Genomic DNA, 23,813 nt, shown 5'->3' with positions numbered 1-23,813 from the left:
GGAGGTCCAGCGTTGTAGTGGGTCGGGGCTTATACCGACCGCCCCGTCCATTCTCAAGGATGCGCGTCCGGACCGGGGGTTTCTCCTCGGGGGCCCCTCCCCCGGGGCCGGCCGGGGACCAGCCAGGGGGGCGAGGGCTAGGTGGGGCTGGGGGTGGTGACGGGTGGGAGGGCCCCCGCCGGAGGGGCGGCCCGCCACAGGCGCCGGGCCGTGGCGGCCATGAACACGCCCATGGTGCCGTTGAGGTACAGCCACACGGTGTGCAGGTGGTGCCTGGCGACCCAGAACCACACCATCAGCGCGATGTTGAGGGCGAAGACGAGCGCCACCACGCCCAGCGCCGACACGATGCCCGCCCGCCGCTTGAAGATGAGCAGCAGGATGGTGAGCGGGTTGAGGACGGTGAACAGCTCGTTCACGACGACGAACCCCATGGGCAGCGGATCCGCCGGGTCGTTCGCGAAGAGGCCGAACTTCGCCACGGTGAGGATGTGGATCAGCGCGCCCACGGAGAAGCACACGAACCACACGGCCAGGATGAGGCGGTTGGGCCATGGAGAGCCGCCGCGGGATGTCTCGGATGTTTCAACGGTCATGACTTGTCCTCCAGGGCCTCGCGCAACAGCGTGGCCACGTGCCGCACGTACGGCTCCTGCATGAGTTGATGGTGTCCCCCAGGGACGTCCCTCACGTCCAGTCCCCCCCGGACCCAGGGCTCCCAGCTCCGGTGGCGCGGCACCCCGGGGGTGGGCGTCGCCTCCGTGGCGGCGAGCAGCAGGGCCGGGCCTTCGTAGGGGCCGGGGGTGTAGCGGTCCATGGCGCGCAGGTTGGCCTGGTAGACGCGGAACAGGGCGCGCAATTGCTCGCGGCCCGTCGCTTCCTCCAGGAGGCCGGCCTGGACGCCCACGGCGAGGAGCGTCCCCAGCATGGCGTCGTCGTCCATGCGCTCCAGGGCCTCGTCCGTCACGGGCAGGGTCAGGGAGAAGGCCTGGGCCACCGTCTGGGCGAAGGCGACGCGCACGCCGGCGTCGGGGTCCTTCTTCGGGGCCTCGGAGGAAGGCTGCTGCACGCCGGGGACGAAGGCATCCACGAGCGCCAGCAGCCCCACGGCCTGTCCCTGCGCGCGCAACTGGCGGGCCATCTCGAAGGCGATGACGCCGCCGAGCGACCAGCCGGCGAGGAGATAGGGCCCCTCGGACTGCTCCGCGCGGATGGCGGCCACGTACAAGGCCGCCATCTCCTCCACGGTCTCCGCGACGGACTGGCCCACCTGGAGGCCCCGCGCCTGGATGCCGATGACGGGCTGGTGGGGCCCCAGCAGCCGCGCCAGCTCCGGGTACGCGAGCACGTTGCCGCCGCCCGGGTGGACGAGGAACAGGGGCCTGCGGCCCGGCTCGCCCTTCTCCAGCGGGACGAGCGGCGACCACGCTCCGGCTTCGTCGCGCAGCAGCTTCGCCAGCTCCTCCACGGTGGGGTGCTGGAAGAGCGCGGCCAGGGGCACTTCGCGGCCCAGCCGTTCGCGCAGCTCGGCCACCATGCGGACCGCGAGCAGTGAGTGGCCGCCCAAGGCGAAGAAGCTGGTGCGGACACTGATGGGCTGCACGCCCAGGACCTCCTCCCACACCGCGACGAGCTGGGACTCCAGCGCGTCACGGGGCGCGACGAAGTTCTCGGTGTGCGCGGCGGAGACGTCCGGCTCCGGAAGGGCCTTGCGATCCACCTTGCCGTTGGAGTTGAGCGGCAGCGCCTCCAGCACCACCACTGCCCCGGGCACCATGTACTCCGGCAGCCGCTGACGCAGGCTGGCCCTCAGCGCCTCTGACTCCAGCGTCTTGCCTGCCTTTGGCGCCACGTACGCCACGAGGCGCTTCTCCGCCCCCTCCCCCTTCGCCACGACGACGGCTTCCTTCACCGCCTCCTGCTGGCGCAGGGCTGCTTCGACTTCCCCCAGCTCAATGCGGAAGCCTCGCACCTTCACCTGGAAGTCCACCCGGCCCAGGTACTCCAGCACGCCGTCCGCCCGGTACCGCACCCGGTCTCCCGTGCGGTACATGCGGCTGCCCGCGGGCCCGTAGACTTCCGGCAGGAACTTCTCCGCCGTCAGCTCCGGCCTCAGCAGGTAGCCGCGTGCCTGGCCTTCTCCCGCCAGGTACAGCTCTCCCGCCACACCTACCGGCACGGGTTGGAGGTAGCGGTCCAACACGTACGCCCGCGTATTCGTCAGCGGTCGGCCGATGTTCGGCACCTCTGCGCGTCCCACCAGCGACCAGGTCGAGTACGTCGTGTCTTCCGACGGGCCGTAGAGGTTGTAGAGCTTCTTCACCGTCGGCACCGCGTACACGGCCTTCGCCAGCGTCTCCGGCAACGCTTCGCCCGCGAGATTCACCACGCGCACGGACGGCGGTACGGCATTCAGCCGTACCAACTGCGCCATCGCGGACGGCACCGTGTTGATGAGCGTCACCTCTGCTTCGGGCTTCTCTTCCAACAGGTGCAGGGCGTTGCGCACCACCACCACGCTGCCGCCTCGCACCAGCGGCGCGAAGAGTTCGAAGACGGAGAGGTCGAAGTTCAGGCTCGTCGCCGCGAGCACCGCCTTCGTCTCTTCCTCCGTGAACGTCTCCGTCGCCCACGCCAGGAAGGCCACCGCGTTCCGGTGCGTCACCGCCACGCCCTTCGGGCGGCCCGTGCTTCCCGACGTGTAGATGAGGTACGCCACGTTCTCCGGGCGCACCTCCGACGTCACCGGGCAGCACGACTCCTCCGCCCACTCCTCTTCACGGTCCAGGCACACCGCCTGTGCACTGAAGGGGGGCAGCGACTCCAGCAGGTGGGAATGCGCCACCAGCGCCGGGCCCTGCGCGTCTTCCAGCAGCCAGCCCAGGCGCTCCTTCGGGTAGCTCGGGTCCAGTGGCACGTACGCGCCGCCCGCCTTCAGGATGCCCAGCGTCCCCACCACCACGTCCGCCGTGCGCTCCACGCACAGGCCCACTCGTGACTCCGGGCCCACGCCCAGCTTGCGCAGCCGGTGCGCAAGTTGGTTCGCCTTTGCCTCCACCTCCCGGTACGTCAGGTGCTGCTTGCCGCTCACCACCGCCACGGCTTCCGGGGTGCGCTTCACCTGTGCCTCGAAGAGCTGCGGAATCGTCGCTTCGCGCGCGTACTCCACCTGTGACTGATTCCACGTCACCAGCACCTGTTGGCGCTCTGCCTCGGTCAGCAGCGGCAGCCGACCCACTGCTTCCTCCGGCTTCGCCACCACGCCTTCCAGCAGCATGCGCAGGTGCTCCACCATCCGGCGCACCGTCGCCGCTTCGAACAGGTCGGTGCTGTACTCCACCGATCCACTCAACCCCTGCGGCGTCTCCGTGAAGAAGAGGCTCACGTCGAACTTCGACGTGCGGCCCTCGAAGTCCACGGGCTTGAGCACCAGGCCGGGGAGCCTGGACTCTTCAAGCGGCACGTTCTGGAGCGACATCAGCGACTGGAACAGCGGCGTGTGGCTGAGGCTTCGCTCCGGCTGCAGCGCCTCCACCAGCTTCTCGAACGGCACGTCCTGGTGCTCATACGCGCCCAGCACCGTCTCCCGCACCTGGGCGAGCAATGCCCGGAAGGACTGGTCCCCCTCCACCTGCGCGCGCAGCACCAGCGTGTTGACGAAGAAGCCGATGAGGCCCTCCACCTCCGCGCGCGTACGGCCCGCGATGGGCGACCCCACGCTGATGTCCGTCTGCCCCGAGTAGCGCGACAGCAGCACCTGCCAACCCGCCAGCAGCACCATGTACAGCGAGGCGCCTTCACGCTGCGCGAGGCCTCGCAGTCCCTGGGACAGTGACTGCGGCCAGAGGAAGCCCTGGGTCGCACCCGCGTTGCCTCGCACCGCGGGACGCGGACGGTCCGTGGGCAGCTCCAGCATCGGGGGCGCACCGGCCAGCTTCTGCTTCCAGTAGTCCACTTCCCGCTGGAGCGTCGTGCCCTGCAACCAGCCGCGCTGCCACGCCGCATAGTCCGCGTACTGCACTGGCAGTTCCGGCAGCGACGAGGGCAGGCCATGCACGAAGGCTGCGTAGAGCGTACTGACCTCGCGGATCAGCACGCCCAGCGACCATCCGTCCGACACGATGTGGTGCATCGTGACGGCGAGCACATGCTCGCGGGCATCGAGCTTGAGCAGCAGCGCCCGGATCAACGGGCCATGTGCCAGCTCGAAAGGCCGCAGCACCTCGTGCTCCACACGCCGCTGGAGCCCGGCGGTGTTCGACGGCAGGTCGTCCACCACCAGGGTGAAGGCACTACCGGACGCGGCCCGCTGCACCGGCTCCGGGCTCCCCGCCACGAACGTCGTGCGCAGGGCCTCGTGACGGCGCACGACCTCAAGCAGAGCCCGCTCCAGGGCTCCGACGTCCAGGTCGCCCTCCAGCCGCACCGCCACGGGAACGTTGTAGAGCGCCGTCCCCGGCTCCAACTGGTCGATGAACCACAGCCGCTGCTGCGCGAACGACAGCGGCAGCGGTGCTTCCCGTGACACGCGCACGAGGGCCGGTGCCTTCGCGCGTCCGGCGCTCTCCAGCCGGCGAGCGAGGGACTCCACCGTGGGCGCTTCGAACAACGCGCGCAGTGGCAACTCCGCGCCCGTCTCCGCGCGCACCCGTGACACCACCTGCGTCGCCAGCAGCGAGTGGCCACCCAGCGCGAAGAAGTCGTCCTTCACGCCCACCCGTGGGACTCGCAGCACTTCCGCCCAGATGGCCGCCAGCTTCGCTTCCGTCTCCGTGCGCGGCGCTTCGTATGTGCTTCCAGCCTTGGGGGCCTCCGGCTCCGGCAGCGCCTTGCGGTCTACCTTGCCGTTGGAGTTGAGCGGCAGTGCCTCCAGCACCACCACCGCCCCGGGCACCATGTACTCCGGCAGCCGCTGACGCAGGCTGGCCTTCAGGGCCTCTGCCTCCAGCGTCGCGCCTGCCTTTGGCGCCACGTACGCCACGAGCCGCTTCTCCGCGCCCTCCCCCTTCGCTACGACGACGGCTTCCTTCACCGCCTCCTGCTGGCGCAGCGCGGACTCCACTTCGCCCAGCTCGATACGGAAGCCTCGCACCTTCACCTGGAAGTCCACCCGGCCCAGGTACTCCAGCACGCCGTCCGCCCGGTACCGCACCCGGTCTCCCGTGCGGTACATGCGGCTGCCCGCGGGCCCGTAGACTTCCGGCAGGAACTTCTCCGCCGTCAGCTCCGGCCTCAGCAGGTAGCCGCGTGCCTGACCCTCTCCCGCCAGGTACAGCTCTCCCGCTACGCCTACGGGCACGGGCTGGAGATACTTGTCCAGCACGTACGCCCGCGTGTTGGTGAGAGGCCGGCCGATGTTCGGCACCTCTGCGCGTCCCACCAGCGACCATGTCGAGTACGTCGTGTCTTCCGACGGGCCGTACAGGTTGTAGAGCTTCTTCACCGTCGGCACCGCGTACACGGCCTTCGCCAGCGTCTCCGGCAACGCTTCGCCCGCGAGGTTGATGACTTGCACTGACGGCGGCACCGCGCCCAGGCGCACCAGTTGCGCCATCGCCGACGGCACCGTGTTGATGAGCGTCACCTCTGCTTCGGGCTTCTCCTCCGCCAGATGCAGGGCGTTGCGGACCACGACCACGCTGCCGCCTCGCACCAGCGGCGCGAAGAGTTCGAAGACGGAGAGGTCGAAATTCAGGCTCGTCGCCGCGAGCACCGCCTTCGTCTCTTCCTTCGTGAACGTCTCCGTCGCCCACGCGAGGAATGCCACGGCGTTCCGATGCGTCACCGCCACGCCCTTGGGGCGGCCTGTGCTCCCCGACGTGTAGATGAGGTACGCCACGTTCTCCGGGCGCACGTCCGGCGCCACCGGGCAGCATGACTCCTCCGCCCACTCCTCTTCACGGTCCAGGCAGACTGCCTGCGCGGTGAAGGGGGGCAGCGACTCCAGCAGGTGCGAGTGCGCCACCAGCGCTGGGCCCTGGGCGTCTTCCAACAGCCAACCCAGGCGCTCCTTCGGGTAGCTCGGGTCCAGCGGCACGTAAGCGCCGCCTGCCTTCAGGATGCCCAGCGTCCCTACCACCACGTCCGCCGTGCGCTCCACGCACAGGCCCACGCGCGACTCTGGGCCTACTCCCAGCTTGCGCAGCCGGTGCGCCAGCTGGTTCGCCTTTGCCTCCACCTCCCGGTACGTCAGCCGCTGCTTGCCGCTCACCACCGCGACAGCGTTCGGAGTGCGCTTAGCCTGCGCTTCGAAGAGGTGCGGAATCGTCGCGTCGCGCGCGTACTCCGCCTGCGACTGGTTCCACGTCACCAGCACCTGCTGGCGCTCCACGGGTGTGAGCATGGGCAGCCGGCCCACCGCTGTCTCCGGCTTCGCCACCACGCCTTCCAGCAGTACCTTCAAGTGCTCCACCATCCGGCGCACCGTCGCCGCTTCGAACAGGTCGGTGCTGTACTCCACCGATCCACTCAACCCCTGCGGCGTCTCCGTGAAGAAGAGGCTCACATCGAACTTCGACGTGCGGCCCTCCAGGGCCAGGGGCTTGAGTACCAGCCCCGGAAGCTGGGCCTCATCCATCGGCACGTTCTGGAGCGACATCAGCGACTGGAACAGCGGCGTGTGGCTGAGGCTTCGCTCCGGATGGAGCGCCTCCACCAGCTTCTCGAAGGGCACGTCCTGGTGCTCGTATGCGCCCAGCACGGTCTCCCGCACCTGGGCGAGCAACGCCCGGAAGGACAGGTCTCCCTCCACCTGTGCGCGCAGCACCAGCGTGTTGACGAAGAAGCCGATGAGGCCCTCCACTTCCGCGCGCGTGCGGCCCGCGATGGGCGAACCCACGCTGATGTCCGTCTGCCCCGAGTAGCGCGACAGCAGCACCTGCCATCCCGCCAGCAACACCATGAACAGCGACACGCCCTCCTTCTGGGCGAGCGCGCTCAGTCCGTGCGACAGCTCCGGGGACAGCATGAAGCCCAGCGTCGTGCCGGCGTTGGTGCGCACCGCCGGACGCGGGCGGTCCGTGGGCAGCTCCAGCACCGGCGGCGCCCCCGTTAGCGACCGCTTCCAGTAGTCCACTTCGCGCTGAAGCGTCTCATCCCGCAGCCAGTCCCGCTGCCAGGCCGCGTAGTCCGCGTACTGCACCGGCAGCGGAGGCAGGCTCGCCGCCAGCCCCCGTGACAGCGCGACGTACAGCGTGACGAGTTCCCGGAGCAGGACGCCCACGGACCATCCATCGGAGACGGAGTGGTGCATCGTGACGACGAGCACGTGGTCGCGCGCGTCCAGCCGCACCAACAGCGCGCGCAGGAGCGGGCCCCGCATCAGGTCGAAGGGCCGGGCCATCTCCTCCATCACCCGGTGCCGGACCTCCTCCTCCGTTGCCGCGCCAGACGTCCCCAGGTCCACGAGGCGCAGCGGCACGTCCACGGACGCGTGGATGCGCTGGACCGGCTGGCCCGCTTCCTCTTCGAACGTCGTGCGCAGGGCCTCATGGCGGCGCACGATCCCGTGCAGGGCCTGCTCCAGCGCCGAAGCGTCCAGGTCGCCCTCCAGCCGCACCACCGTCGGCACGTTGTAGAGCGGGCTGCCCGGCTCCAACTGGTCGATGAACCACAGCCGCTGCTGCGCGAACGACAACGGCAGCGACGCGGGACGCGCTCCGGCGCTCAGCATCGGCACGCCGGAGCGCCCCAGCTGGGACAGCCGCAGCGCCAGCGCCTCCACCGTGGGCGATTCGAACAACAGACGCAAAGGCATCTCCACGCCCAGCGCCATGCGGATGCGCGACACCACCTGCGTCGCCAGCAGCGAGTGGCCTCCCAGCGCGAAGAAGTTGTCCTTCACGCCCACGCGCTCCAGGCGCAGCACCTCCGCCCAGACGGCCGCGACCTTCGCCTCCGTCACGGTGCGCGGGGCCACGTAGGCGTCGCCCATGCGGGCGGCCTCCAACTCCGGCAGCGCCTTGCGGTCCACCTTGCCGTTCGCGTTGAGCGGCAGGGCGTCCAGCACCCTCAGCGCCGAGGGGACCATGTACTCCGGCAACCGCTGACGCAGGCCCGCGCGCAGCGTGTCCACGTCCAGCGCGTGGCCTTCCTTCGCCACGACGTAGCCCACGAGCCGCTTGTCCGCGCCGTCGCCCCGCACCAGCACCACGGCCTCGCTCACGCCCGGCTGCCGCGCCAGCGCGGTTTCGACCTCGCCCAGCTCGATGCGGAAGCCGCGCACCTTCACCTGTGCGTCGGTGCGGCCGACGAAGTCCAGCTGACCGTCCGCGCGCCAGCGCACGACGTCGCCTGTGCGGTAGAGCCGGGCGCCCTCGACACCCGAGAAGGCGTCCGGCACGAAACGCTCGGCGGTCAGGCCCGGACGTCCCGCGTACCCACGCGCGACGCCCACGCCACCGATGTGCAGCTCACCGCGCACACCCACCGGCACCGGCTGCCCATGCGGATCGAGCACGTAGACGCGCACGTTCGCCAACGGCTTGCCGATGGAGGGCACGCTTCCATCCGCGACCGCCTGTCCGAACGTGGCGATGACGGTGGCTTCCGTGGGCCCGTACGTGTTGATCAGACGCCGCCCCGGAGCCCAGCGCGCGACGACCTCCGCGGGCAGGGCCTCTCCGCCGGAGATGACGGTGCGCACCTCCGGCAGTTCCTCGGAGGACGTGGCCGCGAGCGCAGCGGGCGTGAGGCTGACGACGGAGAGCTGTTGCTCCCGCAGCAGCACCGGCAGGGGCTCGCCCGGCATCAACTTCTCCAGCGGGGCGAGCACCAGCGTGGCGCCGTTGCAGAGCGTGGTGAAGACCTCTTCCACCGACAGGTCGAAGCTGAGGCTCGCGAACTGGAGCACGCGACTGCCGGGCCCGATGCCGTACGCCAGCGCCTCGTGGGTGACGAGGTTGGCGACCCCGCGGTGCTCCACCGCCGTGCCCTTCGGCGTGCCCGTGCTGCCTGATGTGTAGAGCAGGTACGCCATGTTCGCGGGCGTCACGCCCGTCCCGGGCGCGTCCGTCGGCTCCTCCGCGAGAGCGCCGTGCTCGGTGTCCAGGCAGAGCGCATGCTCACGCAGCCCCTCCGGGAAGCGGTCCACCAGCCCCTGCCAGGTGACGAGCACCTGGGCGGCGCTGTCCTCCAGCATGAAGGACAGGCGCTCACGGGGAAGCAGCGGATCCACGGGCACCCAGGCGCCACCGGCCTTCAGGATGCCGAGGAGGCCCACGACGATGTCGAGTGAGCGCTCGACGCTGAGCGCGACGCGGACCTCCGGGCCCACGCCCCGACGGCGCAGGGCATGCGCGAGCTGATTGGCGCGCGCATCCAGCCGCGCATACGTCAGCTGCGTCCCCTCGAAGACCGCGGCCACGGCCTCTGGCGCGCGACGGACCTGGGCCTCGAAGAGCGAATGGATGCACGCCTCGGGGAACGGCGCGCGCGTGGCGTTCCAGTCCACCAGCACTTCGCGGCGCTCGGGGGCGGTCAGCAGGGGCAGGCGGGACACGCGCGTGTCCGGACGCTCCACCGCGCCTTCGAGGAGCGTGAGCCAATGCGTGACCATCCGCTGGACGGTGCCCGCGTCGAACAGCTCCGTGCTGTACTCCAGGGAGCCCGTGAGCCCGCGAGGCCCCTCCATGAGCGTCACGCTCAGGTCGAACTTCGCGATGGGGCTCTCCGCCTCCACCGGCTTGAGGGCCAGGTCCGGCAGCCGCAGCTCGCTCATGGGCACGTTCTGCAGGGCCAGCATCGTCTGGAAGAGCGGCGTGTGGCTGAGGCTGCGCTCCGGCTGCAGCGCCTCCACCAGCTTCTCGAACGGCACCTCCTGGTGTTCGTACGCGTCCAGCACCGTCTCGCGCACCTGGGCGAGCAGCTCGCGGAAGGACAGGCGGCCCTCCACGTTCGCGCGCAGCACCAGCGTGTTGACGAAGAAGCCGATGAGCCCTTCCAGCTCCGCGCGCGTGCGCCCCGCGATGGGCGAGCCCACGCTGATGTCCGTCTGCCCGGAGTAGCGCGCCATCAGCACCTGCCATCCGGCGAGCAGCACCATGTACAGCGACGCGCCCTCACGCTGGGCCAGGGCGCCAAGGCCCTCAGCCAGCCGAGGGGACAGGGTGAAGGCGTGCACCGCCCCCGCGATGCCCCGTTCGGCAGGACGCGGACGGTCCGTGGGCAGCTCCAGCACCGGCGGCGCGCCCGCGAGCTTCTGCTTCCAGTAGTCCACCTGCCGGGCGAGGACGTCGCCCTGGAGCCGGCCGCGCTGCCAGGCGGCGAAGCGCGTGTACTGCACGGGCAGCTCCGGCAGGGGGGACGGCTGCCCCGACGTGAAGGCCGCGTACAGCGCCCCCACTTCGCGGATCAACACGCTCAGCGACCAGCCGTCCGACACGATGTGGTGCATCGTCACCACGAGGACGTGCTCGCGATCCCCGAGTGTGAGCAGCCGGGTGCGGATCAACGGCCCGCGGCCCAGGTCGAACGGACGGAGCATCTCCTGCTCCACCTGCCGGTGGGCCTCCGCCTCGCGGTGGGCGGCGTCGACGGCGCGCAGGTCCATCCGGCCCAGCTCCAGCGACAGGGTGGGATGGATGACCTGGATGGCGTGACCGGCGCGCTCCTCGAAGGTGGTCCGCAGGGAGTCATGCCGGCGGACGACCTCATTCAGGGCCCGCTCCAGGGCCGCGACATCCAGCGCGCCCTCCAGCCGCACCGCCACGGGCAGGTTGTAGAGCGCCGTCCCGGGCTCCAGCTGGTCGATGAACCACAGCCGCTGCTGTGCGAAGGACAGCGGCGGTTGCGTGCCCACGTGCGTGTCGTTCAGGTGGGCGCCCTGGACACGGTTCGCGTTCTCCAGCCGTCGGGCCAGGGCCTCAAGGGTGGGAGCATCGAACAGCGCGCGAAGAGGCAGCTCCGCGCCCGTCTCCGCGCGGATCCGCGACACCACCTGCGTCACCAGCAGCGAGTGGCCACCCAGCGCGAAGAAGTCGTCCTTCACGCCCACTCGTGGGACTCGCAGCACTTCCGTCCAGATGGCCGCCAGCTTCGCTTCCGTCTCCGTGCGTGGTGCTTCGTACGTGCGGGTGGAGGCCGGTGCCTCCGGCTCCGGCAGGGCCTTGCGATCCACCTTGCCGTTGGAGTTGAGCGGCAGTGCCTCCAGCACCACCACTGCCCCGGGCACCATGTACTCCGGAAGCCGCTGACGCAGGCTGGCCCTCAGCGCCTCTGACTCCAGCGTCTTGCCTGCCTTTGGCGCCACGTACGCCACGAGGCGCTTCTCCGCCCCCTCCCCCTTCGCCACGACGACGGCTTCCTTCACCGCCTCCTGCTGGCGCAGGGCTGCTTCGACTTCTCCCAGCTCGATGCGGAAGCCTCGCACCTTCACCTGGAAGTCCACCCGGCCCAGGTACTCCAGCACGCCGTCCGCCCGGTACCGCACCCGGTCCCCCGTGCGGTACATGCGGCTGCCCGCGGGCCCATAGACTTCCGGCAGGAACTTCTCCGCCGTCAGCTCCGGCCTCAGCAGGTAGCCGCGCGCCTGGCCTTCGCCCGCCAGGTACAGCTCTCCCGCCACGCCCACCGGCACTGGCTGGAGATACTTGTCCAACACGTACGCCCGCGTATTCGTCAGCGGCCGGCCGATGTTCGGCACCTCTGCGCGTCCCACCAGCGACCAGGTCGAGTACGTCGTGTCTTCCGACGGGCCGTACAGGTTGTAGAGCTTCTTCACCGTCGGCACCGCGTACACGGCCTTTGCCAACGTCTCCGGCAACGCTTCGCCCGCGAGATTCACCACGCGCACCGACGGCGGTACGGCATTCAGCCGTACCAACTGCGCCATCGCCGATGGCACCGTGTTGATGAGCGTCACCTCCGCATCGGGCTTCTCCTCCGCCAGATGCAGGGCATTGCGCACCACCACCACGCTGCCGCCTCGCACCAGCGGCGCGAAGAGTTCGAAGACGGAGAGGTCGAAGTTCAGGCTCGTCGCCGCGAGTACCGCCTTCGTCTCTTCCTCCGTGAACATCTCCGTCGCCCATGCCAGGAAGGCCACGGCGTTCCGATGCGTCACCGCCACGCCCTTCGGACGCCCCGTGCTCCCAGACGTGTAGATGAGGTACGCCACGTTCTCCGGGCGCACCTCCGACGTCAGCGGGCAGCACGACTCCTCCGCCCACTCCTCTTCACGGTCCAGGCAGACGGCCTGCGCACTGAACGGGGGCAGCGACTCCAGCAGGTGCGAGTGCGCCACCAGCGCAGGGCCCTGCGCGTCCTCCAACAGCCAGCCCAGCCGCTCCTTCGGGTAGCTCGGGTCCAGCGGCACGTATGCGCCGCCCGCCTTCAGGATACCCAACGTCCCCACCACCACGTCCGCCGTGCGCTCCACGCACAGGCCGACTCGCGACTCCGGGCCCACTCCCAGCTTGCGCAGCCGGTGCGCCAGTTGGTTCGCCTTTGCCTCCACCTCCCGATACGTCAACCGCTGCTTGCCGCTCACCACCGCCACGGCTTCCGGGGTGCGCTTCGCCTGCGCCTCGAAGAGCCGCGGAATCGTCGCGTCGCGCGCATACTCCGCCTCCGGCTGATTCCACGTCACCAGCACCTGCTGGCGCTCCGACTCCGTCAGCAGCGGCAGCCGGCCCACTGCTTCCTCCGGCTTCGCCACCACGCCTTCCAGCAGCACTCGCAGGTGCTCCACCATCCGGCGCACCGTCTGTGCTTCGAACAGGTCGGTGCTGTACTCCACCGCGGCGGTCAGTCCGTCCGGCGTCTCCATGAAGAAGAGGCTCAGGTCGAACTTGGACGTCCGGCCTTCGTAGGCCACGGGCTTGAGCGTCAATCCCGGCAGTCGCGTTTCGCTTTCAGGCAGGTTCTGGAGGGCCAGGAACGCCTGGAACAGGGGCGTGTGACGTCGATCACGCTCGGGCTGGAGCGCCTCCACCAGCTTCTCGAACGGAATCTGCTGGTGCTCCTGCGCCTCCAGGACCGTCTCGCGGACCTGGTTCAGGAGGGCGCCGAAGGCAGCACCGCCCGCCACCCGGGCACGCAACACCAGCGTGTTGACGAAGAAGCCGATGAGCCCTTCCACCTCCGCGCGCGTGCGCCCCGCGATGGGCGAGCCCACGCTGATGTCCTCCTGTCCCGAGTAGCGCGACAGCAGCACCTGCCACCCCGCCAGTAGCACCATGTACAGCGACGCACCCTCACGCTTGCCCAGTTCTCGCAGCGCCTGGGCCAATGCTCGAGGCCAGTGGAAGCCCAGCGTCGCTCCGGCGCTACCGCGCACCGGCGGGCGCGGATGGTCCGTGGGCAGCTCCAGCACCGGCGGCGCGCCCGTGAGCTTCCGCTTCCAGTAGTCCACCTCTCGCTGGAGCGTCGCCCCCTGCAACCCGTCGCGCTGCCAGGCCGCGTAGTCCGCGTACTGCACGGGCAGCTCCGGCAGCGGTGACGGACGTCCTTCCGCGAAGGCCGCGTACAACGCGCCCACTTCACGCACGAACACGCCCAACGACCAGCCGTCCGACACGATGTGATGCATCGTGACGACCAGGACGTGCTCCGAGTCCCCCACCTTCAGCAGCAGTGCCCGGAGGAGCGGACCGCGCGACAGTTCGAACGGCTTCAACATCTCCTGCTCGATCCACTGCCGGGCCAGTTCCTCCCGTTGCAGCGCATCCCCCTCGGACAACTCCACCCGCTCCAGGCGCAGGGCCATGTCCGAGTGGATGACCTGGATGGGCTGACCGTCCTGCTCCGCGAACGTCGTCCGCAGCGTCTCATGGCGCCGCACCACTTCGCGCAACGCCCGTTCCAGGATGTCGTGCCGGAGTGTTCCCTCCAGCCGCACCGCCACGGGCATGTTGTAGAGCGCCGTGCCCGGCTCCAACTGGTCGATGAACCACAGCCGCTGCTGCGCGAACGAGAGAGGCCGGGCGGCATTCCCCTGCCTTCGCGCCAGCGTCGTCATGTTCGAGGACGCGGCCTTCTCCAGCTGACGGGCGAGCAACTCCACCGTGCGCGCTTCGAACAACGCGCGCAGCGGCAACTCCGCGCCCGTCTCCGCGCGCACCCGGGACACCACCTGCGTCGCCAGCAGCGAGTGGCCACCCAGCGCGAAGAAGTCGTCCTTCACGCCCACCCGTGGGACTCGCAGCACTTCCGCCCAGATGGCCGCCAGCTTCGCTTCCGTCTCCGTGCGCGGCGCTTCGTATGTGCTTCCAGCCTTGGGGGCCTCCGGCTCCGGCAGCGCCTTGCGGTCCACCTTGCCGTTGGAGTTGAGCGGCAGCGCCTCCAGCACCACCACCGCCCCGGGCACCATGTACTCCGGCAGCCGCTGACGCAGGCTGGCCTTCAGGGCCTCTGCCTCCAGCGTCGCGCCTGCCTTTGGCGCCACGTACGCCACGAGCCGCTTCTCCGCACCCTCACCCTTCGCCACGACGACGGCTTCCTTCACCGCCTCCTGCTGGCGCAGCGCGGACTCCACTTCGCCCAGCTCGATGCGGAAACCCCGCACCTTCACCTGGAAGTCCACCCGACCCAGGTACTCCAGCACGCCGTCCGCCCGGTACCGCACCCGGTCTCCCGTGCGGTACATGCGGCTGCCTGCGGGCCCATAGACTTCCGGCAGGAACTTCTCCGCCGTCAGCTCCGGCCTCAGCAGGTAGCCGCGCGCCTGGCCTTCGCCCGCCAGGTACAGCTCTCCTGCCACGCCTACCGGCACCGGCTGGAGGTAGCGGTCCAGCACGTACGCCCGCGTGTTGGTGAGGGGCCTGCCGATGTTCGGCACCTCTGCGCGCCCCACCAGCGACCACGTCGAGTACGTCGTGTCTTCCGACGGGCCGTACAGGTTGTAGAGCTTCTTCACCGTCGGCACCGCGTACACGGCCTTCGCCAGCGTCTCCGGCAGCGCTTCACCTGCCAGGTTGATGACTTGCACTGACGGCGGCACCGCGCCCAGGCGCACCAACTGCGCCATCGCCGACGGCACCGTGTTGATGAGCGTCACCTCTGCTTCGGGCTTCTCCTCCGCCAGGTGCAGGGCATTGCGCACCACCACCACGCTGCCGCCTCGCACCAGTGGCGCGAAGAGTTCGAAGACGGAGAGGTCGAAGTTCAGGCTCGTCGCCGCGAGCACCGCCTTCGTCTCTTCCTCCGCGAACGTCTCCGTCGCCCACGCGAGGAAGGCCGCCGCGTTCCGGTGCGTCACCGCTACGCCCTTCGGGCGGCCCGTGCTTCCTGACGTGTAGATGAGGTACGCCACGTTCTCCGGACGCAGACCTGCCTCCGGCGCCTCTTTGGGCTCCATGGCCAATGTCGCATCCGTGTCCAGGCACACCGCCTGCGCACTGAAGCGGGGCAGCGACTCCAACAGGTGCGAGTGCGCCACCAGCGCAGGGCCCTGCGCGTCCTCCAACAGCCAACCCAGGCGCTCCTTCGGGTAGCTCGGGTCCAGCGGGACGTACGCGCCACCGGCCTTCAGGATGCCCAGCGTCCCCACCACCACGTCTGCCGTGCGCTCCACGCACAGGCCGACTCGCGACTCTGGGCCCACTCCCAGCTTGCGCAGCCGGTGCGCCAGCTGGTTCGCCTTTGCCTCCACCTCCCGGTACGTCAGCCGCTGCTTGCCGCTCACCACCGCCACGGCTTCCGGGGTGCGCTTTGCCTGTGCCTCGAAGAGCCGCGGAATCGTCGCGTCGCGCGCGTACTCCACCTCCGACTGATTCCACGTCACCAGCACCTGCTGGCGCTCTGCCTCCGTCAGCAGCGGCAGCCGGCCCACTGCTTCCTCCGGCTTCGCCACCACGCCTTCCAGCAGCACTCGCAGGTGCTCCACCATCCGGCGCACGGTCCCTGCTTCGAACAGGTCGGTGCTGTACTCCACCGATCCGCTCAATCCCTGCGGCGTCTCCGTGAAGTAGACGCTCACGTCGAACTTCGACGTGCGGAGCTCCAGCTCCAGTGGCCTCATCGTCAGCCCCGGGAGCCGCGCCTCTCCGTCAGGCGTGTTCTGGAGCGCCAGCATCGTCTGGAAGAGCGGCGTGTGGCTGAGGCTGCGTTCCGGCTGCAGCGCCTCCACCAGCTTCTCGAACGGCACCTCCTGGTGCTCGTAGGCCTCCAACACCGTGCCTCGCACCTGCTTCAGCAGCTCACGGAAGGATGCCTCCCCATCCACCTGCGCGCGCAGCACCAGCGTGTTGACGAAGAAGCCGATGAGTCCCTCCAGCTCCGCCCGCGTGCGCCCCGCGATGGGCGAGCCCACGCTGATGTCCGTCTGCCCCGAGTAGCGCGACAGCAGCGCCTGCCACCCGGCCAGCAGCACCATGTACAGCGACGCACCCTCGCGGTGCGCCAACACGCGCAGCGCCTGGGCCAGCGACGACGGCAGCAGGAAGGAATGCACTGCTCCGGCGTTGCCTCGCACCGCCGGACGCGGACGGTCCGTCGGCAGCTCCAGCACCGGCGGCGCTCCCGCGAGCTTGCCCTTCCAGAAGTCCACTTCCTTCTGGAGCGTCTCTCCCTGCAACCAGCCGCGCTGCCATGCCGCGTACCCTGCGTACTGCAAGGACAGCTCGGGCAGCGGCGACGGACGGCCTTCCGCGAAGGCCGCGTACAGCGCTCCCACTTCGCGGATCAGCACGCCCAGCGACCAGCCGTCCGACACGATGTGGTGCATCGTGATGAGCAGCACGTGCTCGGTGCTCTCCAGCCGCAACAGGCTGGCCCGGATGAGCGGCCCCTTGTTCAGGTCGAAGGGCTCCGCCAGCTCCAACCCGAGCCGGCGCCGGACCTCCTGCTCCCGCTGCTCGCGGGTGAAGCCCTCCAGGTCGACGTCCGCCAACGGCAGGCGCGCATGCGGATGGATGCGCTGCACGGCCTGGCCTTCGTGCGGCTCGAACGTCGTGCGCAGGGATTCGTGGCGGCGGACGACTTCGTTCAGGGCTCGCACCAGCGCGCCCCGCTGCAAGATGCCTTGCAACCGGACCGCCACCGGGACGTTGTAGAGCGCGCTGCCCGGCTCCAACTGGTCGATGAACCACAGGCGCTGCTGCGCGAACGACAGCGGCGGCGCCTCATCCCTTGCGATGGGCTCCAGCGCCGCGGGCAGCGGACGCGTCGCTGTTCCCAGCCGTTCAGCCAGGACTTCCAGGACGGGCGCCTCGAAGAGGACTCGCAGCGAGAGCTCCACTCCGAGCTCCGCGCGAATCCGCGACACCACCTGCGTCGCCAGCAGTGAGTGACCCCCGAGCGAGAAGAAGTTGTCCTTCACGCCCACCCTGGGCACCCGCAGGACCTCCGCCCAGATGGCCGCCAGCTTCCGCTCCGCCTCCGTGCGGGGCGCCTCATAGGCCGTCTCAGCCTCGTGCGCGTCCAGCGCCGCGAGGACCTTGCGGTCCACCTTGCCGTTGGCCGTGAGCGGCAGCGCGTCCAGCACGCCCATGGCCGACGGCACCATGTACTCCGGCAGCCGATGCCGCAGCTCCAACTCCACCGCCTTCGGGTCGATGTTCTGACCCGGCTTCGCCACGAGCCAGGCGATGAGCCGCTTGTCGCCGCCCACCTCCCGCACGATCACCGTGGCCTCCGCGACCCCCTCCTGCCTGAGGAGCGCGGCTTCCACCTCGCCCAGTTCGATGCGGAAGCCGCGCACCTTCACCTGGAAGTCGGTGCGTCCCAGGAACTCCAGCGTGCCGTCCTCCTTCCAGCGCGCCTTGTCGCCCGTGCGGTAGAGGCGTGCACCGGGCTGCGTGCTGAAGGCGTTCGGCACGAAGCGCTCCGCCGTGAGGTCCGCACGGTTGAGGTAGCCCCACGCAAGGCCCGCACCGCCCACGAACAGCTCACCCGGCACGCCCACGCCAGCCACGTCCCCACGCGCATCCAGCACGTACGCCGTCGAGTTCCCAATCGGCTTCCCGATGGGCACCGAGGCGGTGAGCGATGAATCACGCGTCAGCGTGTACGTGGTGGAGAACGTCGTGTTCTCCGTCGGGCCGTAGCCGTTCACCAGCACCGCGCCTTCCGGCAGGTGCTTCAGGTGCTCACGCACGCGCGGGGCCGGCAACACGTCACCGCCCGCCAGCACCTGCGACACGCCGGCCAACGCCTCCACCTGATGCAGCGCCATCTGCTCGTACAGCGCCGCCGTCAGCCACAGCGTGCTGATGCGCTCCTGCTTCAGCAGCGCGCCCAACTCCTCCAGCGTCAGCGCGTGCGGCGGGGCCAGCACCAGCTTCGCCCCGTGCAGCAGCGCACCCCACAGCTCCAGCGTCGAGGCGTCGAAGGCCACCGGCGCCAGTTGCAGCCAGACCTCCTCCGGCCCGAAGCGCAGGAAGCCGTTGCCCACCACCAGCCGGGTGATGCCCCGGTGCGGCACGCTCACGCCCTTCGGACGGCCCGTGCTGCCCGACGTGAACATCACGTACGCCAGGTCCTCCGCGCTCACCTCTCCCTCCGGCGCAGTCTCCGGCTGGCGGGCAAGCTCGCTCCATGCCGTGTCCAGCGTCAGCGCCCGGCCCGCACTCGTCGGCAGCTTCTCCACCAGTGACCGCTGCGTCAGCGTCACCTCGACGCCCGCGTCTCCCAGCAGTAGCGCGATGCGCTCCGCCGGGTAGTTGCGGTCCACCGGGACGTATGCGCCTCCCGCCTTCAGGATGGCGAGCAGCCCCGCCACCATCTCCAACGAGCGCTCCACGAACACGCCCACCCGCGTGCCGCGCTTCACGCCCTGGCTTCGCAGGTGGTGCGCCAGCTGGTTGGCCTTCGCGTCCAGCTCGCCGTACGTCAGCGTCCGCCCGTCCTGCGCCTTGAGCGCCACCGCGCCCGGCGTCTTCCGCGCCTGCTCCGCGAAGAGCACGTGCACCGGCGAGGTGTTCGGGGCCTCCGCGCTCATGCGGTTGCCACCGTCGAGGATCCGCTGCCGCTCCTCCGCGTCCACCATCGGCAGCCGGGACACGGCCTGCTCCGGACGCGTGAGTGCCGCATCCAGCAGGACTCGCAGGTGCTCCACCATCCGGCTCACGGTCGTGGCGTCGAACAGCTCGGTGCTGTACTCGAGCGTGCCCCGCAGCCCTTCGCCCTCCTCCACGAAGAAGACGCTCAGGTCGAACTTCGCGGTGCGGCTCTCCATCATCACCGGCTTGAGCGTCATGCCTGGCAACCCCAGGTCGCCCTGCGGCACGTTCTGGAGCGCCAGCAGCGTCTGGAACAGCGGGGTGTGGCTCAGGCTGCGCTCGGGTTGCAGCGCTTCCACCAGCTTTTCGAACGGTACGTCCTGGTGCTCGTAGGCTTCCAGCACCGTGCCCCGGACCTGCTTCAGCAGCTCACGGAAGGGCGCCTCCGCGTCCACCTGCGCGCGCAGCACCAGCGTGTTGACGAAGAAGCCGATGAGCCCTTCCAGCTCCGCCCGCGTGCGGCCCGCGATGGGCGAGCCCACGCTGATGTCCTGCTGGCCACTGTAGCGCGACAGCAGCACCTGCCAGCCCGCCAGCAACACCATGTACAGCGATGCCCCCTCGCGCTGCGCCAGCGCGCGCAGCCGCTGCGTCATCGAGGGAGACCACTGGAAGAAGTGCATCGCGCCCGCGTTGCCGCGCATCGCCGGACGCGGACGGTCCGTGGGCAGGTCCAGGGCGGCGGGGGCGCCTTCGAGCCGGCCCTTCCAGAAGGCGACCTCGCGTTCAAGCGCGTCCCCCTGAAGCCAGCCGCGCTGCCAGGCCGCGTAATCCGCGTACTGCAAGGGCAGCTCTGGCAGGGACGACGGCTGCCCCTGCACGAACGCCGAATACAGCGCGCCCATCTCCCGCACGAGCACGCCCAACGACCAGCCATCCGAGATGGCGTGGTGCATCGTGAGCGCGAGCAGGTGGTCCTGCGCGTCCAGCGTCACCAGCTGCGCGCGGACCAGCGGCCCGCGCAGCAGGTCAAAGGGCCGCTGCCCCTGCGCCATCACGCGGCGGCGGGCCTCGTCCTCTCGCAGGCCCGCCTCCAGGCCTCGCAGGTCCTCCACCTCCAACGGCATCGCCGACGGCGGATTCACGACCTGCGCCGGGGTGCCTTCGTGCGCGGTGAACGTCGTGCGCAGCGCCTCGTGGCGGCGCACCAGCTCATCGAGCGCCCGCTGGAGCACCGCGACGTCCAACCGCCCCTCCAGCCGGACCGCGAGCGGAACGTTGTAGAGCGCGCTGCCCGGCTCCAGCTGATCGATGAACCACAGGCGCTGCTGCGCGAACGACAACGGCAGGGACTGCTCGCGCGAGACGGGCACCAATGGCGGGACGGCGGAGCGCGTGGCGCGCTCCAGGCGCAGCGCCAGTGCCTCCAGGGTGGCGGACTCGAACAGCTCCCGCAGGGGCAGCTCCACGCCGAACACGGCCCGGATCCGCGAGGCCACCTGCGTCGCCAGCAGCGAGTGACCGCCCAGCTCGAAGAAGTGGTCCTTCACGCCCACCTGGGGCACGCGCAGCACCTGCGCCCAGATGTCCGCCAGCTTCGCTTCCGTCTCCGTGCGGGGCGCCTCGTGGACCTTCTCCGAGCGCGGGGCCTCCGGCTCCGGCAGCGCCTTGCGGTCCACCTTGCCGTTGGCGTTGAGCGGCAACGCGTCCAGCACCACCACGACGGCGGGCACCATGTACTCCGGCAGCCGCTGCCGCAGGTGTCCCCGGAGCTCCGCCACGTCGAGCGTCCGCCCCGGCTTCGGCACTCCGTACCCCACCAACCGCTTGTCCCCGTCCAGACCGCGCACCACCACCGCGGCCTCCGCCACGTCGGGGTGCTGGATGAGGGCAGCTTCGATCTCGCCCAGCTCGATGCGGAAGCCACGCACCTTCACCTGGAAGTCGGTCCGCCCCAGGAACTCCAGCGTGCCGTCCTCCTTCCACCGCGCCTTGTCGCCCGTGCGGTACAGCCGTGCGCCGGGCTGCGTGCTGAAGGCGTTCGGGACGAAGCGCTCCGCCGTGAGGTCCGCGCGGTTGAGGTAGCCCCACGCCAGACCCTCGCCGCCCACGTACAGCTCACCGGGGACGCCCACGCCCGCGGCGGCGCCGTGCGTGTCCAGCACGTACGCCGTCGAGTTCCCGATCGGCTTGCCGATGGGCACCGCGGCGTCGAGCGCCGTCCGCCCCGTCATCGGGTACGTGGTGGAGAAGGTGGTGTTCTCCGTGGGGCCGTACGCGTTCACCAGCACCGCGCCTTCCGGCAGCCGCTTCAGGTGCTCACGGGCTCGCTGCGCCGGCATCACGTCGCCGCCCGTCAGCACCTGCGTCACGCCCGCGAGCGCATCGGCCTGGTGCAGCGCCATCTGCTCGTACAGCGCCGTCGTCAGCCACAGCGTGCTGACGCGCTCCTTCTTCACGAGGCCGCCCAGCTCCTCCAGCGTCAGCGCGTGCGGCGGGGCCAGCACCAGCCTCGCCCCGTGCAGCAGCGCGCCCCACAGCTCCAGTGTCGAGGCGTCGAAGGCCACCGGACCTGTCTGCGACCAGACCGCGTCCGGCCCGAAGCGCATGAAGTCGTTGCCCACCACCAGCCGGGTGATGCCCTGGTGCGGAACGCAGACGCCCTTCGGGCGGCCCGTGCTGCCCGACGTGAAGATGATGTACGCGAGGTCCAGGCCTCCGACCTCCACGTCCGGCGCCGTCTCCGGATGGCGGGTGACTTCGCTCCACACCGTGTCTACGCAGAGCGGTGCCCCCGCGCCGGCCGGCAGCTTCTCCACCAGCGCCTGCTGCGTCAGCGTCACCCCGACGCCCGCATCCTCCAGCAAGAGCGCGATGCGCTCCGCCGGGTAGTTGCGGTCCACCGGCACGTACGCGCCTCCGGCCTTCAGGATGGCGAGCAGCCCCACCACCATCTCCAGCGAGCGCTCCACGTACACGCCCACCCGCGTGCCGCGCTTCACGCCCAGCTCTCGCAGGTGGTGCGCCAACCGGTTCGCCTTCGCGTCCAGCTCGCCGTACGTCAGCGTCCGGCCATCCGCGCCCTGCACCACCGCCGCCCGGTCCGGCGTCTTCCGCGCCTGCTCCGCGAAGAGCGCGTGCACCGGCCGCTCCCGCGGATACGCCGCCTGCGTCCGGTTCCAGTCCTCGGCCAGCAGGCGCTGCTCGGCGGAGCCCAGCATGGGTAGCCGGGCCACGGGCCTGCCGGGGTGGGCCACGGCGGCCTCCAGCAGGCCGCGCAGGTGCTCCACCATCCGCGCGACGGTGGCGGCGTGGAAGAGGTCGGTGTCGTACTCCACGTAGCCGCTCAGGCTCCCGTCCGCCTCCGTGAGCTGGAGGAGCAGGTCGAACTTGGCCGTCCGCGTGTCCACCTCCATCGCGTTCAGCTTCAGGCCCTGCACGGCGACCGGGCCGCGCGGCGCGTTCTGCAGCGCGAACATCACCTGGAAGAACGGCGTGCGCCCCGAGTCGCGGTCCGGCTGGAGCGCCTCCACCAGCCGCTCGAAGGGCAGGTCCTGGTGGTCCGTCGCGCCCACCATCGTCTCGCGCACCTGGCGCAGCAGCCCCCGGAAGGACAGCTCCGGCGTGAAGCGCGCGCGCAGCACCAGCGTGTTGACGAACATGCCGATGAGGCCTTCGAGCTCCGAGCGCGTCCGGCCCGCCATGGGAGAGCCCACGCTCACGTCGTCCTGCCCGGAGTAGCGCGACAGCAGCGACTGCCACCCGGCCAGCAACACCATGAACAGCGTCGCGCCCTCCTGCTGCGCCAGCGCCCTAAGCGCGTCCGTCAGCTCGCGCGACCACTGGATGGGCGTGCGCGCGCCCCGGAAGCCGCGCGCCGCGGGTCGGGGCTTGTCCGTCGTCAGCTCCAGCGCGGGCGGAGCCCCGGAGAGCTGACCGCGCCAGTACGCCAGCTGCTTCTCCAGCGTCGCGCCCTGCAAAGTCTCCCGCTGCCAGGCCGCGTAGTCCGCGTACTGCACCGCCAGCTCCGGCAGCGGCGACGGCTGGCCCTGCAGGAACGTGGCGTAGAGCACCGCCACCTCGCGCACGAGCACGCCCAGCGACCAGCCGTCGGAGACGATGTGGTGCATCGCCACCAGGAGCAGGTGATCCGCGTCCGCCAGCTTCACCAGCACCGCGCGCATCAGCGGGCCCGTGGCGAGGTCGAAGGGACGCAGCGCCCCTTCCCTCACCCGGCGCCAGGCCTCCGCGTCCCGGGCTTCCGGCGCGAGCGCGCTCACGTCCGTCCGCTCCAGCTTCAGCACGGGCGCGTCCGCGAAGTGCTGCACCGGCCCGCGCTCCCCGCCCTGGAAGGTCGTGCGCAGCGCTTCGTGCCGCCGCACCACCTCCCGCAGCGACCGCTCCAGCACCGCCACGTCCAGCGCGCCCTCCAGCCGCACCGCCACGGGCACGTTGTAGAGCGGGCTGCCCGGCGCCAGCTGATCCATGAACCACAGCCGCTGCTGCGCGAAGGACAGCTCCGCCGGCCGCGAGCGATCCCTCAGCGGGAAGGAGGCCCGGTTCGCCGCGCCCGCGACCTGCTTCTGCGCGGCCATCTTCTTCAGCAGCTCCGCGCGCTTTTCCGGAGACAGGTTCGCGATTCGCTTCGACAGATCACCGCTGCTGCTCATCGAATTGACTCCGCACTCTGGACGCGACACGGCCCTGAAGGACGCCCGGAACTCCGGACGCAGGGCCTTCGGGTCAATGTCGCCAAATGTCGATCACGCGCGGCCTGCCGCTCGTCGCGCGAGCAGCGTGGGGGAGGCCATAAAACCTGCTGTTCACATTATTCGGTCGAACAGCGGCCTGCCATGCGTTCCATGCCGCGCGGCCTGCCTGCTCTCCAGCGGGGCTGGAACAGGCACGACACATCCCGCGACAGGGCGAATGAAA

2 protein-coding genes are annotated in these 23,813 nt (G+C 70.2%); both read right to left on the bottom strand.

The features are described from left to right. Nucleotides 1–137: 137 nt before the first annotated feature. Nucleotides 138–596: a hypothetical protein gene (locus AABA78_RS20275; protein ID WP_338264809.1), complete on the bottom strand. Its 459-nt coding sequence runs from the start codon at nucleotides 594–596 to the stop codon at nucleotides 138–140. Further along, complete coding sequence (locus AABA78_RS20270; RefSeq protein WP_338264807.1) at nucleotides 593–23,548, bottom strand: non-ribosomal peptide synthase/polyketide synthase; 22,956 nt, start codon at nucleotides 23,546–23,548, stop codon at nucleotides 593–595. Before AABA78_RS20270 ends, AABA78_RS20275 begins: the two co-directional genes overlap by 4 nt. Nucleotides 23,549–23,813: the final 265 nt, after the last annotated feature.

Source organism: Corallococcus caeni (genome assembly GCF_036245865.1).
Lineage (GTDB): Bacteria > Myxococcota > Myxococcia > Myxococcales > Myxococcaceae > Corallococcus > Corallococcus caeni.
Note: the sequence above shows the minus strand (reverse complement) of the source record. Positions and strands in the feature narration are given on the sequence as shown.